This window comes from Desulfurivibrio nitratireducens, from assembly GCF_044068515.1.
GTDB lineage: Bacteria > Desulfobacterota > Desulfobulbia > Desulfobulbales > Desulfurivibrionaceae > Desulfurivibrio.
This window is the reverse complement of the sequence record NZ_JBIPKI010000001.1, coordinates 59,024-72,122: the sequence shown is the minus strand read 5'-3', so window position 1 is coordinate 72,122 and position 13,099 is coordinate 59,024. Positions and strand designations below refer to the sequence as shown.

At 61.7% G+C, this 13,099-nt stretch carries 14 protein-coding genes; all 14 read right to left on the bottom strand.

Annotated features, from left to right (window positions below; all coding sequences use genetic code 11):
• Positions 1–122: 122 nt before the first annotated feature.
• A complete protein-coding gene (locus tag ACHHTY_RS00310) occupies positions 123–791 on the bottom strand; it encodes a riboflavin synthase (protein WP_395492039.1) in 669 nt (222 codons plus the stop codon).
• Positions 792–867: 76 nt separating this feature from the next.
• A complete protein-coding gene (gene ribD, locus ACHHTY_RS00305) occupies positions 868–1,989 on the bottom strand; it encodes a bifunctional diaminohydroxyphosphoribosylaminopyrimidine deaminase/5-amino-6-(5-phosphoribosylamino)uracil reductase RibD (protein WP_395492038.1) in 1,122 nt (373 codons plus the stop codon).
• Positions 1,990–2,140: 151 nt separating this feature from the next.
• A complete protein-coding gene (gene nrdR / locus ACHHTY_RS00300) occupies positions 2,141–2,608 on the bottom strand; it encodes a transcriptional regulator NrdR (RefSeq protein ID WP_395492037.1) in 468 nt (155 codons plus the stop codon).
• 109 nt (positions 2,609–2,717) lie between these two features.
• On the bottom strand, positions 2,718–3,200 hold the full coding sequence (locus tag ACHHTY_RS00295; RefSeq protein ID WP_395492036.1) for a deoxycytidylate deaminase: 483 nt from the start codon (positions 3,198–3,200) through the stop codon (positions 2,718–2,720).
• A 6-nt stretch (positions 3,201–3,206) separates the two neighbouring features.
• The gene (locus ACHHTY_RS00290) at positions 3,207–4,511 is read right to left on the bottom strand and encodes a serine hydroxymethyltransferase (protein ID WP_395492035.1); all 1,305 of its coding nucleotides are present in this window, start codon (positions 4,509–4,511) and stop codon (positions 3,207–3,209) included.
• A gap of 148 nt (positions 4,512–4,659) precedes the next feature.
• Positions 4,660–5,082, bottom strand: a complete 423-nt coding sequence (rpiB, locus tag ACHHTY_RS00285) for a ribose 5-phosphate isomerase B (RefSeq protein WP_395492249.1) — start codon at positions 5,080–5,082, stop codon at positions 4,660–4,662.
• A gap of 2 nt (positions 5,083–5,084) precedes the next feature.
• Positions 5,085–6,329: a beta-ketoacyl-ACP synthase II gene (gene fabF / locus ACHHTY_RS00280; protein WP_395492034.1), complete on the bottom strand. Its 1,245-nt coding sequence runs from the start codon at positions 6,327–6,329 to the stop codon at positions 5,085–5,087.
• An 18-nt stretch (positions 6,330–6,347) separates the two neighbouring features.
• Positions 6,348–6,578 carry an acyl carrier protein gene (gene acpP / locus ACHHTY_RS00275; RefSeq protein ID WP_395492033.1) on the bottom strand — a complete coding sequence of 77 codons (231 nt, stop codon included), beginning with the start codon at positions 6,576–6,578 and terminating at the stop codon, positions 6,348–6,350.
• Positions 6,579–6,755: 177 nt separating this feature from the next.
• Positions 6,756–7,502, bottom strand: coding sequence for a 3-oxoacyl-[acyl-carrier-protein] reductase (gene fabG / locus ACHHTY_RS00270; RefSeq protein ID WP_395492032.1), 747 nt, complete (start codon positions 7,500–7,502; stop codon positions 6,756–6,758).
• A 52-nt stretch (positions 7,503–7,554) separates the two neighbouring features.
• Entirely contained in the window at positions 7,555–8,757 is a 1,203-nt protein-coding gene (locus ACHHTY_RS00265; RefSeq protein ID WP_395492031.1) for an FAD-binding protein, read from the bottom strand.
• A gap of 100 nt (positions 8,758–8,857) precedes the next feature.
• Positions 8,858–9,637: an electron transfer flavoprotein subunit beta/FixA family protein gene (locus ACHHTY_RS00260; protein WP_395492248.1), complete on the bottom strand. Its 780-nt coding sequence runs from the start codon at positions 9,635–9,637 to the stop codon at positions 8,858–8,860.
• Entirely contained in the window at positions 9,637–10,788 is a 1,152-nt protein-coding gene (locus tag ACHHTY_RS00255) for an acyl-CoA dehydrogenase family protein (RefSeq protein WP_395492030.1), read from the bottom strand. Before ACHHTY_RS00255 ends, ACHHTY_RS00260 begins: the two co-directional genes overlap by 1 nt.
• 243 nt (positions 10,789–11,031) lie before the next feature.
• On the bottom strand, positions 11,032–12,024 hold the full coding sequence (locus tag ACHHTY_RS00250) for a beta-ketoacyl-ACP synthase III (protein WP_395492029.1): 993 nt from the start codon (positions 12,022–12,024) through the stop codon (positions 11,032–11,034).
• The gene (plsX, locus tag ACHHTY_RS00245; protein ID WP_395492028.1) at positions 12,021–13,091 is read right to left on the bottom strand and encodes a phosphate acyltransferase PlsX; all 1,071 of its coding nucleotides are present in this window, start codon (positions 13,089–13,091) and stop codon (positions 12,021–12,023) included. Before plsX ends, ACHHTY_RS00250 begins: the two co-directional genes overlap by 4 nt.
• Between the last annotated feature and the right edge of the window lie 8 nt (positions 13,092–13,099).

Here is a 13,099-nt window from a genome sequence, read left to right as displayed (position 1 = left end):
CCTCGCGGCAACTTCTCCATTGACCGGGCCACCCCCCGTTAGTTGATGGCTTTGCTGGAAGCAAAGTCAAGGCGGTGACGCTTGCCGCGAGTTGGTTCTGTCCGGAAACGAAAAAACGAATATTACCTTAAAAAACCGTGTTGCGCCAGAAAAGCCTGATCGAGCCCGGCGGATCCGGCGGCTTGCGCGCCCTCTCCCCCCTTTTTGGGGCTCAACAGTTTTTCCACGTACTTGCCGATCAGGTCCACCTCGAGGTTGATCAGCCCCCCGGGCTTAAGGCCCCCCAGAGTGGTTAGCGCCAGGGTATGAGGGATGATGGAAACGCTGAAACTGCGCTCGTCCACCTCGTTGACCGTCAGACTGATCCCGTCGATGGCCACCGAGCCTTTGGCGATGATGTATTTTCCCAGGCCGGCCGGCACCGCGAAGGTAAAAAGGGTGAAATCGCCCAGGGGCTCACGGCTCAGAACCTCGGCCACGGCATCGACATGACCGCTTACCAGGTGGCCGCCCAGCCGATCACTGAGCCGCAGGGCCCGCTCCAGATTCACCCGCTCCCCGGCCCCCAGCCGGCCGAGGTTGGTCCGGGCCAGGCTCTCGGGGGAAACATCGGCCAGAAAGCGCCGGGCCCGGATATCGCGGGCGGTGAGGCAAACCCCGTTGACCGCGATGCTTTCCCCTTCCACGGGGTCATCGAAGGGAAAGTCGGTTTCCAACTCGAAGATCATACCCCCGCCGGCCGGTCGCTTGGCGGTGATTTTACCTTTGCCGAGAATGATGCCGGTAAACATGTTCAACCTCCCGCTCAAGTTGAGCAAGTTCTCAAGTAAGCATGGTTTGGACCCTGGTTATCCGTCAGCCACCCGGTCAGGAAGCGGAACCGGAGTGCTGCGCCAAGATTCCCCGCACCAGCATATCGGTGCCGCAACGACGGCGGCTGATTTCAGTCAACCGGGGAGCCTGGGCGAGATCAGCGAGAGCCAGGGGACCAACGGCGGCAATCCCGTCACCGCCGATCAAGAGGGGAGCGATGAAGAAAGCCACCTCATCGACCAGGCTTTCCCGGAGAAAAGCGCCATGCACCCGGCCGCCGCCTTCCGCCAGCAGGGTGGTGACTCCCGCCGTTCCCAACCGGTCCAGAACTTCTGCCAGGTCCAAACCGCCGCCGGCGGCCAGCCCGACCTGATAAACCTCGGCCCCGGCCTCGCGGAGCCGGCGAGTCCGCTGGGCAGAGGCGCCGGGCCCGCAGAAAATCCAGGTCGCGGCGGCGGAAGCGGGGTTGATCACTCGGGCGGTGGGTGGAGTGCGCAAATTGGTGTCCAGCACCACCCGCAAGGGGTCACGGCCGCGCCGACCCGGCAGCCGGGTGGTCAGGGACGGATCATCGGCCAACACCGTATCCACCCCCACCAGGATGGCGTCGCTCTGGCAACGCAAACGATGGACCAGCCGGCGCGACTCCGCCCCGGTAATCCATTTACTCAGCCCCCCCGCCGTGGCAAGGCGGCCGTCAAGACTGACCGCCGCCTTGAGCAAAACCCAGGGCCGGCCCGTGGTCACCCGCTTGACAAAGGGCCGATTGAGCCGGCGGCTCTCCTCTGCCAGCACCCCGCCGCAAACTTCCACACCCCGGCTGGCCAGGTAAGCGCCGCCGCCGCCGGCCTGGGAATGCGGGTCGTCCAGAGCGAACACCACCCGGCTGATCCCGGCCGCCAGGATCGCCTCGGTGCAGGGGGGCGTCCGGCCCTGGTGATTGCAGGGCTCAAGGCTGACATAAATGGTAGCCCCGGCGGCCCGAGGGCCGGCATCGCGCAGAGCGTTCACTTCGGCGTGAGGCTCTCCGGCCCGCCGATGCCAGCCCTTGCCCACCACCTCCCCGCCCCGGACCACCACCGCCCCCACGCAGGGGTTGGGGGAGGTCTTGCCCAACCCTTTGCGGGCCAGGGCCAGGGCCATTCTCATATATTCGGAATCGCTGGAAGTAACCATAAAGACAAGACCGGGAAGAGGCCGCCAACAAAAGAGAAAGGTTTGCCGCTTTAGCCAGGGGCGGCAAAATGGGGCAACATGGGACCGCGTGAGGCGCCGGCATGGCAAACGCAGGAGGTGAGTCCCCCAAGCCCCGGTCAAGCAGAAACCGTTATTTATGCTCCTCGGGGGTGGTAAGCATATTTTTCAGCTCATGCATGAACTCGTTAAGATCCTTGAACTGACGGTAAACGGAAGCAAAACGAACATAGGCCACCCCGTCAAGGCGGCGCAAGCCGTCCATCACCCGTTCGCCCACCATCCGCACCGGAATCTCCCGTTCCCCCAGGTCCTGCAGCTCCCTTTCGAGTTCATCGACGAATTCTTCAATCTGCTCGACGCTTACCGGTCGCTTCTCGCAGGCCTTCTTGATGCCTTCCACCACCTTGTGCCGATCCCAGACCTCCCGGCGGCCGTCCTTCTTGACCAGCATCGGCATGGTTACTTCCAGGCGCTCATAGGTGGTGAAGCGACGCTGGCAGGCATCGCACATCCGTCGCCGTCGCGTGATGGTGTAATCCTTGTTGAGCCGGGAATCAACCACCCGGTTTTCCAGATGGCCGCAATAGGGACATTTCATGGCTTCAGCGGACCGGGAACCGATGACAGAAGACAGAGCGTTGACTCTCCTCCTTCCTGGATCCCCCGCCCTGACTCCTCCATCTACGGTTAGCGCTTCTGCCGGCCGGTCACTGCTCGGTTCCCGGCCCTTTCTCTACTGGCAACTGAATCAACGGGACCCCGGCTTCCGCCAGCATATCCGCCGCCATGTTGTCGGGATAGCCTTTACGGTAGTAAATTTTGACGATCCCGGCGTTGATCAGCATCTTGCTGCAAATCGAACAGGGCATGTTGGTGCAGAAGAGCATGGCCCCCTTGAGACTGACCCCGTGCAGAGCGGCTTGAATGATGGCGTTCTGTTCGGCGTGCAGCCCGCGGCAAAGCTCATGGCGTTCCCCGGAGGGCACTTGCAGCTGTTCCCGCAGGCAGCCGACCTCCAGGCAATGCTTGATGCCGCTGGGGGCGCCGTTATAGCCGGTGGCCACCACCCGTCGGTCAAGGACCAGGACGGAGCCCACCTTGCGGCGCAGACAGGTGGCCCGCTGGGCCACCAGGTCGGCGATCGCCATGAAATACTCTTCCCAGGAGGGTCGTTCCAATTCAGCAGCCATCAGGCTTCAGACTGCTTCCGGTGAGACCAGCGCCGCATCCCGGTCGGGTTCCATGGCCGGGTAGATGGGAAAGCGATCACAGGTTTGGGCGACCTCTCGCCGAATCGCCGCCAATTCCTTGGCCTGCTCGGGACCGCCGGCCTTGACGCCCCCGGTGGTTAAAGCCCGGTCAATCCAGGCGGCGATCATCTCCATTTCCGGCTCCTTGAGACCCCGGGTAGTCACCGCCGGCGTCCCGATCCTGATACCGCTGGTGATAAAGCGTTTAGCGGTATCAAAGGGGATGGCATTTTTGTTGACCGTAATCCCGGCCTGTTCCAGGATTTCCTCGGCCTCCTTGCCGGTGATTTTTTTGGGGGTAAGATCGACCAGCAGGAGGTGATTGTCGGTGCCGCCGGAAACCAGGCGAAAACCTCTGGCAACCAGAGCTTTACCCAGGGTTTTAGCGTTTTTGACCACCTGCTCCGAGTCCGAGCGGAATTTAGCCGTCATCGCCTCCTTGAAGGCCACCGCCTTGGCGGCAATGACGTGGACCAGGGGACCGCCCTGGATTCCGGGGAAAATTTTGCTGTCCAGCATCTTGGCGAAGTCGCGGCGGGCCAGGATCAGGCCGCCCCGGGGACCGCGCAGGGTCTTATGGGTGGTGGTGGTGACAAAATCCGCATGGGGCACCGGCGAAGGGTGAACCCCGGCCGCCACCAGCCCGGCGATATGGGCCATATCCACCATGAACAGGGCCCCGATCTGGTCGGCGATTCGCCGGAAGGCGGCAAAGTCAATGACTCGCGGGTAAGCACTGGCTCCGGCCACGATCATTTTGGGACGGTGGGTCAGGGCCAGGCGTTCCACTTCGGCCATGTCGATCCGCTCGGTGTCGCGGGCAACCCCATAAGAGACGAAACGATAAAGCTGGCCGGAGAAACTGACCGCGCTACCGTGGGTCAGATGCCCCCCGTGGGCCAGATCCATGCCCAGCACCGTATCCCCGGGCTGGAGACAGGCGAAATAGACGGCCATGTTGGCCTGGCTGCCGGAATGAGCCTGGACATTGGCGTATTCGGCTCCAAACAGCTCCAGGGCCCGGGTAACGGCCAACTCTTCAACCTGGTCGGCATATTGGCAACCGCCGTAATAGCGGCGCCCGGGATAGCCTTCGGCGTACTTGTTGGTGAAAATCGACCCCTGGGCCTCCAGCACCTCCTCGCTGACGATATTCTCCGAGGCAATCATTTCCAGCTGGTTGTACTGGCGACGCAATTCCCCACGAATGGCGCGGTGGACTTCCGGATCACTGCTGGCTAGGTAGGACACGGCTCTTCCTGCAAATAAGGTTGAATAAGGATCGGTCAATCGGCGCTGGGGCCGAAAGCTGGTCGGAGGCTTCAGGGCCGAGCTTCGCCGCCGGGAAAGTGTTGCCGAAATTACTTGGCAATCTCGCGCCGGCATGCCCCGGCGCCTGTTAAAACATGGAGATCCGGCGCTGGTGCCGACCGCCGGCGAACTCGGTCACCAGCCAAACCTTGACGATATCTTCGGCCAGACCGGGGCCCAGGGTGCGCCCCCCCAGGCAAAGGACGTTGGCGTCATTATGCTCCCGGCTCATCCGGGCGGAAAAACTCTCGGCGCAAAGGGCGGCGCGAATGGCGGGGTTACGGTTGGCGGCCATGGAAATGCCGATACCGGTGCCACAGATCAGGATGCCGCGTTCGCATTCTCCGGCGGCCACCCGATCGCAAACAGCGGCGGCGATATCGGGATAATCGACGGATTCACCATTCATGGTGCCGCAATCGACCACCTCGTGCCCCAACTGTTTCAGCAGGGCCAGCAAAGTTTCCTTGAGGCCGAAACCGCCATGATCACAACCCAGGGCTACTTTCATCATCAATCCTCGTAGCGCTTCATCAGCATAACCGCGTTGGTGCCGCCAAAGCCGAAAGAGTTGGACATCGCCGCCCGGATACTCATGGCCCGGCCCTGGCCGGGGACGTAGTCAAGATCGCACTCCGGGTCCGGATTTTCCAGGTTGATGGTGGGCGGAGCCAGCTGGTGCTTGATCGCCAGGGCGGTGATCACTGCCTCGATCCCGCCAGCTCCCCCCAACAGATGACCGGTCATCGACTTGGTCGAACTGACCGCCATTTTACCGGCATGGGCCCCGAAGACCGCCTTGATGGCCCTGGTTTCAATCACATCGTTAAGGGGGGTGGATGTGCCGTGGGCGTTGATATAATCGACGTCCGTCGGGCTCATCCCCGCGTCGGCCAGGGCATTCTGCATGCAGAGAATGGCGCCGGCCCCGTCCTCGGGGGGGGCGGCGATGTGGTAGGCATCACCGGACATGCCGTAACCAGCCATTTCGGCGTAAATTTTCGCACCCCTTTGCTTGGCGTGCTCCAACTCTTCCAGCAGCAGAATCCCCCCGCCTTCGCCGATCACGAAGCCGTCCCGATCGCGATCAAAGGGCCGGGAGGCCTTGGCCGGTTCCTCGTTGCGGGTGGAAAGGGCTTTCATGGCATGGAAGCCGGCAAAGCCCATCGGGCAGATCACCCCTTCACTGCCCCCGGTCAGGGCCAGTTCGCAATCACCATGGCTGATGGCGCGATAGGCTTCACCCACCGCGTGGGTTCCGGCGGCGCAGGCCGTGGTCAGCGACAGGTTGGGCCCCCGGGTTCCGTAAAAGATCGAAATCTGCCCGGCACCCATGTTGGGAATAACCATGGGAATGAAGAAGGGGGTTATCCGGCGCTCCCCCTTTTCATGGAGGATCTGGATATATTTTTCAATGGTGGGAAGCCCCCCCAGTCCACAGCCGACGATACTGCCGACCCGGGCGGCGTTTTCCGGGGTGATTTGGAAGCCGGAATCAGCCAGGGCCTCGCCGGCCGCCGCCAGGGCATACTGGACGAACAGTTCCAGGTGACGGGCCACCTTGGGTTCGAAATAATCATCCGGGTAGAAATCCTTGACCTCGGCGGCAATCCGCACCCCCTGGGTCGAGGCGTCGAAGCGGCTGATCGGCGCCACCCCGCCCTTGCCGGCGCAAAGGGCATCCCAGCTTTTGGCCGCCCCGGTACCCACCGGCGTAATCAGGCCGACCCCGGTTACCACTACTCGTCTCTTCACCATTGAACTCCCGTAAAATGGTTAGGAAATCTTCTTGATGTGATCGATGGCATCCTGAACGGTGACGATCTTCTCCGCCACTTCGTCGGCGATCTCAATATCGAAGGCTTCTTCCATGGCCATGATCAGCTCAACCAGATCCAGGGAATCAGCTCCGAGATCATCGATAAAGGAAGCGCCGGGAACCACCTTGGCCTTATCCACACTCAACTGTTCCGCAATGATATCAACAAGTTTTTCCTCAACTGCCATGATCGCTTCTCCTTAAATGTTTGTTAAATAGCTTAATATAAAGTAGGGCGTAAACCCTGGCACCAATAACCAGCAACCTGCCACAACTGTTTTGTCCGGCCGGTCAAAATTTTCTTTTTCATAAACACGCTCCCAGACTGTCCCGGCTAAGAGGGGCAAACCCGGGGGCCGGCAAAATTACCCCATGTACATGCCGCCATTGACATGGATAAATTGCCCGGTAACATAGCGGGCATCCTCGGAGACCAGATAGGCTACGGCCCCGGCCACGTCCTCAGCCTCGCCGAGCACCCCCAGGGGAATCTCTCCCCGGATTTTCTCATTGATCTCTTCGGGCAGATCCCGGGTCATATCGGTGACGATATAGCCGGGCGCCACCCCGTTGACCGTAATATTACGCGGGGCCAATTCCCGGGCCACCGAACGGGTCAAACCCACCAGGCCGGCTTTAGCGGCGGCGTAATTGGCCTGGCCGGCGTTGCCGGCAAAACCGATCACCGAGGAAATATTAACGATCCTCCCCCAGCGCTGTTTCATCATGGCCCGGCTTACCGCCTTGGTACAGGTGAAGGCCCCTTTGAGGTTGGTGGCCAGCACTTCGTCCCACTGGGCGTCCTTCATTTTTACCAGCAATCCGTCCCGGGTGATGCCGGCATTGTTGACCAAAATATCAATCCTGCCGTGATCGTCCAGAATTTTTTTGAAGGCTGCCTCGGTGACCCCACTGTCCGCCACGTTGAAAGCACAGATCTCCGCCCAACCGCCGCTGGCCCGGATCTCCTCGGCCACCTCGCGGGCGGCCTCGGGACGGCTGACATAATTGACCATTACCCGGGCCCCCATGGCTCCCAGGCGCAGGGCCACCGCCCGCCCGATCCCCCGGCTGGCCCCGGTAACCACCGCGATTTTACCTTCTAAACTCATAGAAAACTCCCCAGGCCTGGATTAACTCTTAAACCACCGGCCGGCCCGGCGTTCAGCGCTTTTGCAGGCGTTCGATCAATTTAGGCACCACCTCGAAAACATCGCCGACAATCCCGTAAGTGGCCACGTTGAAGATCGGAGCCTCGGGATCGCGGTTGATGGCGATGATCGTTTCCGCCGACTGCATGCCCACCAGATGCTGGATGGCTCCGGAAATTCCGCAGGCGACATAAACTTTGGGTGCCACGGTCTTGCCGGTCTGGCCCACCTGGTGAGGATAGGGAATCCAGCCCGAATCAACCGCGGCCCGGGAAGCGGCTACCGCCCCGCCCATGACATCGGCCAGCCGGCGAATCAAGGCGAAACCCTCGGCGTTTTCCAAACCCCGGCCCCCGGCCACCACGATATCGGCCTCGGCCAGATTGATTTGATCGAGGGCGGCGGTCACACTTTCCAGGACCTCGGTCCGGGAGGCGAGCAACTCAGGAGCGGGATCGACCTTGACCACGGCGCCCTGCCGCCCTTCGTCCCGGGGCAGGGGCTTCATCACCATCGGCCGAACCGTGGCCATCTGCGGGCGGGTATGGGGACAGACGATGGTGGCCATGATATTGCCGCCGAAAGCCGGTCGGGTTTGCAACAGGGCCCCGTCCTCCTCCCGGATATCCAGCTCGGTGCAGTCGGCGGTGAGCCCGGCGGCCATTATGGTGGCCACCCGAGGAATAAAGGAACGACCGACGGCGGTTGCTCCGGCCAGGACAATCTCCGGTTTATGGCGCCGAATCAGGTCGGCCAGCACATTACCATAAACGTCATCGGAAAAATGGGCCAGGGCCGGGTTATCGACGACATAGACCCGGTCGGCGCCATGGGCGATCAGTTCAGCCGCCGCAGCGGCAAGACCGCCGGCAGCCTCGGCTCCTGACCCGAGCAGCACCGCGGCCAGTTCCACCCCGCGCTTGTCGGCCAGCCGCCGGCCGGCGCCCAGCAATTCCAGGCCCACCGGAGCAAGCCGGCCCCGGCGGAACTCCGCGTAGACCCAGACCCCCGACCAGGAAGCAAGATCGGCCGTAGCCACTCCCTCTTCCCGCTCGATGCTCAAGGCGCCGACCTCGCATACATCGACGCAGGCGCCGCAAAGAGTACAGTTGTCACCTACCACGGCGACACCATCTTCCAGGTGGATGGCCGCGAAGGTACAGGCCTCCTCGCAGAGCCCGCAACCGATGCAGGCTTCGGTGTCAATTTTCAGCATTTTCCAACTCGTTGTTTGCTTGGATCTAAATGAGGGTGGTCATTTTTCCAACTCAAAGACTGGCCAGCTTACACAGGCCCCGGATAGCCGATCTTTGTTATCAGAGAATTTTTTCCAGTTCCGCCGCCAGTTGCTCCACCTGCTCATCCACCGTGCCGCTGAACATCGTCCGCGCACCCCGGGGCTGGGGCGAAAAAACCCGCACCACCTGGGTCGGTGATCCTTTAAGGCCGATCTGGTCAGGATCGGCATCGATGTCGGTGGCGGTCAGGGTCTTGATGACCAGCTTTTTGGCCTTCATCTTGCCTTTCAGCGACGGCAACCGGGGCTCGTTGATCTCCTTGACCACCGTAAACAGGGCCGGCAAACGGGCCTCCAGGGTATCGTAACCGTCATCCATCAACCGCTGCAGGCGAATGGTCTGCCCGTCGCAGGAAAGCATCTTCTTGACGCAGGTAACATAGGGCAGACCCAGGCGCTCGGCCAGGCCGGGCCCCACCTGGGCCGTATCGCCGTCGATGGCCTGCTTGCCGCAGAGCACCAGGTCGGCCCCGCCGATGGTTTTGATCGCCTGGGCCAGGGTATGGGTGGTGGCCCAGGTATCGGCGCCGGCAAATGCCCGATCGGAAACCAGGACCGCCTCATCGGCGCCGCAGGACACGGCTTCCCGCAGGGTCTCCCCGGCTTGGGGCGGGCCCATGCTGAGCACGGTAACCTTACCTCCCAGCTCGCCGGCCAGTCGCACCCCTTCTTCCACGGCATGACGATCGTAAGGGTTCATGATCGACTGGACTCCATCCCGGGCCAGAGTGTTGGTGACCGGATCGAGCCGCACATCCTTGGCATCGGGCACCTGTTTGACGCAGACCACGATTCTCATCACTTCGTGTACTCCTTGTTCAGTTCCTGGCCGATGACATTGCGCTGGATCTGGTTGGTGCCTTCATAGATCTGGAGGATCTTGGCATCACGCATCATCTTCTCCACCGGATACTCACGCATGAAGCCGTAACCTCCCAGCACCTGGACCGCATCCACCGTTACCTTCATGGCCACATCGGTGGCAAAAACCTTGCACATCGAGGCGGCTTTGGAGGCCTGGTCGCGATGGGCATCGATGTGGCGGGAGGCGGCATAGACCAGGGCCCGGGCAGCCTCAACCTGGATGGCCATGTCGGCCAGCATGTGGCTCACCGCCTGGAAGGAAATGATAGGTTTGCCGAACTGCACCCGTTGCTTGGCGTAACGAGCCGCCTCATCCAGGGCCGCCTGACCCAGACCAACGCCGAGCACGGCAATGCCGGGCCGGGAAACATCAAGGGTTTTCATTACGGTAATGAACCCCATTCCCACCCGGCCGATGACCCGGTCGGCGGGAATGCGGCAATCCTTCAGAATAACCTCGCGGGTTGAGGAACAGCGAATGCCCATTTTCTTTTCTTTAGGCCCGACGGAAAAGCCGGGGTCGGTATCCTCGACCACGAACATGGTGGCCCCCCGGGCCCCGCGCTTGCGGTCGGTGATGGCAATTACCGTGTAGATTCCAGCCTCGCCGGCGTTGGTAATCCACTGCTTGGTGCCGTTGAGCACCCAATGATCGCCGTCCTGAACCGCGGTGGTCTGGATGCCGGAGGCGTCGCTGCCGGCTCCCGACTCGGTGAGGGCAAAAGCGGCGAAACGCTTGCCGGAGGCGATCTCCGGCAGGTACTTCTGCTTCATCTCCTCGCTGCCCGAAATGATGATGGGATAAGCGCCGAGCGCGCTGGCGGCAAAGGCGGTGGCCATCCCGGTACAGCCCCGGGCCACCTGTTCCAGGGCCAGAACAATTTCAAAGCTGCCGCCGCCGAATCCCCCGTATTCTTCCGCAATATAAAGGCCGTAAAGATCGGCCTGAGCCAGAGCGTTGAGGATCTCGCGGGGATATTCCTCGGTTTCATCAAAATGGGCCCGTTGCGGGATGATCATCTCATCGGTGATCCGCCGGGCCACATCAACGATCATTTCCTGCTCTTCACTGAGAAAATAGTCCACTACTTCCTCCTTTGTCCTGATGCAGCCGCCGGCCGCAATTCAATCCCTGATGGTCAACCGGCCCCGTTCAGCCCATCTGACCATGCTCGTCTCTAGTAAAAACACCCAAAAAGGCCAACTCCCCGCAGCGTCTAACCAATCATAACACTTTGATTTATCGGGATAGCGTGCGGTCCCAGGCGTGCCTCTCAGGCTCGATCGCCGAGGCCTGATCCCCTGGAGATCCGGGGTTCCGGATTTTTGCTACCAGCGGATCAGCGATGCTCCCCAGGTAAAGCCGCCGCCGAACGCGCAAAGCAGCAACAGATCACCCGCGGCCAAGCGGCCCTGGCGATTGGCTTCGTCCAAGGCGATCGGGATCGTGGCCGCCGATGTATTACCATATTTGTCCACATTAACATAGACTTTTTCCAGGGGCAGAGCCAGGTGCTCGGCGAGGCTGCGGATAATCCGGATATTGGCCTGGTGGGGAATAACCAGGCTCAACTGTGCGGGGGTAATGCCCTGGTCAGCCAGCACTTTGCCGACGGCGTCGGCCATGGCCCGGACAGCGTGGCGGAAAACCTCGCGCCCGTACATTCTGATGCTGGGGTGGGCAGTGAGAGCGGCCCCCGGCAGGTCAGGATTGTGCCCCGGGGCCCCTTCCAGATGGAGCAACTCCCAGAGGGAGCCATCGGCGTAAAGCTTGGCGGCCAGGTAGCCCCGCTGGTGGTTGCCGTTGCTCTCAGCTCCGGTGACCACGCAGGCTCCGGCGCCATCTCCGAAGAGCACGCAGGTATTGCGGTCATGCCAGTCAACCCGGCTGGACAGGGTTTCAGCGCCGATAACCATAATTTTGAGGTCGGGATCACTACGGATATACTTGTCGGCAACATCGAGGGCATAGAGGAAGCCGGAGCAGGCGGCATTGAGATCAAAGGCGAAGGCGCGGACCGCCCCCAGCTCCTTCTGCACCAGACAGGCGCAGGAAGGCATGGTCATATCGGCGGTGATGGTCCCGACCAGAATCAGGTCAAGCTCCTCGGGGGTTAGGCCGGCCAGGGCCAGAGCCCGCCGGGCGGCGGCGGCGGCCAGTTGCGAAGTCTTTTCCCCGGCCCCGGCAATCCGCCGGGTTTTAATGCCGGTGCGGGCGGTGATCCACTCATCGGAGGTTTCCACCATCCCCTCGAGCTCGGCGTTGGTCAGCACCCGGGCAGGGAGGGCCGACCCGGTGCCGATAATCACGGCCCGCTTCATCCGGCCGCTCCGGGCCCGTTTTCATCGTCAGCCGCCTCGGCGACGCGAACCAGAAAGCCGTCGGCTGCCAGCAGTTCAATAATATGGTCGTTAACCCGGTTGCGGACCATTTCGGCCGCCACCCGAATGGCATTCATGATCGCCACGTCGTTGGAGCGTCCATGACAGACCACTCCGACCCCCTGGAGTCCCAGCAGGGGGGCTCCGCCATATTCGGCGTAATCGACCCGGCGTTGAAAGGCGGCAAAGGCGTCGCGGGCCAGCAGATAACCGATCTTGGCGGAAAGCCGCTTTTTGATTTCATCGCCGAGCATGGCGATGACCACTTCCGCCAAGCCCTCGCTGAGCTTTAGGCAGACATTGCCGACGAAACCGTCGCAGACAATGACATCGACATCGCCCTTAAAGGTTTCCCGGCCTTCAACGTTGCCGATATAATTCAGGGAGCTTTGCTGAAAAAGCTGGTGGGACTTCTTGACCAGGACATTACCTTTGCCCCCCTCTTCGCCGATGCTGAGCAGGCCGATCCGGGGCCGTTCAATATTGAACAGCACCCGGGAAAAGGCGGCGGCCATAACCCCGAATTCAAAAAGATGACGGGGCCGACAATCGACGTTGGCGCCGACATCCATCATCACCACCGGCCCTTTCATGGTGGGAAAGGCACTGGCGATCCCCGGGCGGGAAATGTTGTTCAGACGGCCGAGATACTTAAGGGCTGCAGCCATGGTAGCCCCGGAATTACCGGCACTTACCACCGCGTCCACCTTGCCCTCCTTGTGCAGGGCAAAGGCGCGCACGATCGAGGAATCCTTCTTCCGGCGGATCGCCTCAAAAGGCGACTCATCCATGGCCACCACCTGGGTGGTGGCCACGATCTCCAGGCGGCTGGCGATCTCCGCTGGCAGACGATGGGGGACCATGGCGGCCCGAATCCGGGCCTCGTCTCCCAGCAGGGTAACGGCCACGTCTTTCTGGCTTACCGCCAGAACCGCTCCAGCGACCATCTCCTCGGGGCCCCGGTCGCCGCCCATGGCATCCAGGGCAATGCGCAGCTTGCCGGCCATGCGGACTC

Coding starts and splice junctions, on each gene's coding strand:
- ACHHTY_RS00310 (WP_395492039.1), bottom strand. CDS start 791: ATGTTTACCGGCATCATTCTCGGCAAAGGTAAAATCACCGCCAAGCGA.
- rpiB (WP_395492249.1), bottom strand. CDS start 5,082: ATGAAAGTAGCCCTGGGTTGTGATCATGGCGGTTTCGGCCTCAAGGAA.
- ribD (WP_395492038.1), bottom strand. CDS start 1,989: ATGGTTACTTCCAGCGATTCCGAATATATGAGAATGGCCCTGGCCCTG.
- ACHHTY_RS00250 (WP_395492029.1), bottom strand. CDS start 12,024: ATGAAGCGGGCCGTGATTATCGGCACCGGGTCGGCCCTCCCTGCCCGG.
- fabF (WP_395492034.1), bottom strand. CDS start 6,329: ATGGTGAAGAGACGAGTAGTGGTAACCGGGGTCGGCCTGATTACGCCG.
- acpP (WP_395492033.1), bottom strand. CDS start 6,578: ATGGCAGTTGAGGAAAAACTTGTTGATATCATTGCGGAACAGTTGAGT.
- ACHHTY_RS00260 (WP_395492248.1), bottom strand. CDS start 9,637: ATGAGAATCGTGGTCTGCGTCAAACAGGTGCCCGATGCCAAGGATGTG.
- ACHHTY_RS00265 (WP_395492031.1), bottom strand. CDS start 8,757: ATGCTGAAAATTGACACCGAAGCCTGCATCGGTTGCGGGCTCTGCGAG.
- ACHHTY_RS00295 (WP_395492036.1), bottom strand. CDS start 3,200: ATGGCTGCTGAATTGGAACGACCCTCCTGGGAAGAGTATTTCATGGCG.
- fabG (WP_395492032.1), bottom strand. CDS start 7,502: ATGAGTTTAGAAGGTAAAATCGCGGTGGTTACCGGGGCCAGCCGGGGG.
- nrdR (WP_395492037.1), bottom strand. CDS start 2,608: ATGAAATGTCCCTATTGCGGCCATCTGGAAAACCGGGTGGTTGATTCC.
- plsX (WP_395492028.1), bottom strand. CDS start 13,091: ATGGCCGGCAAGCTGCGCATTGCCCTGGATGCCATGGGCGGCGACCGG.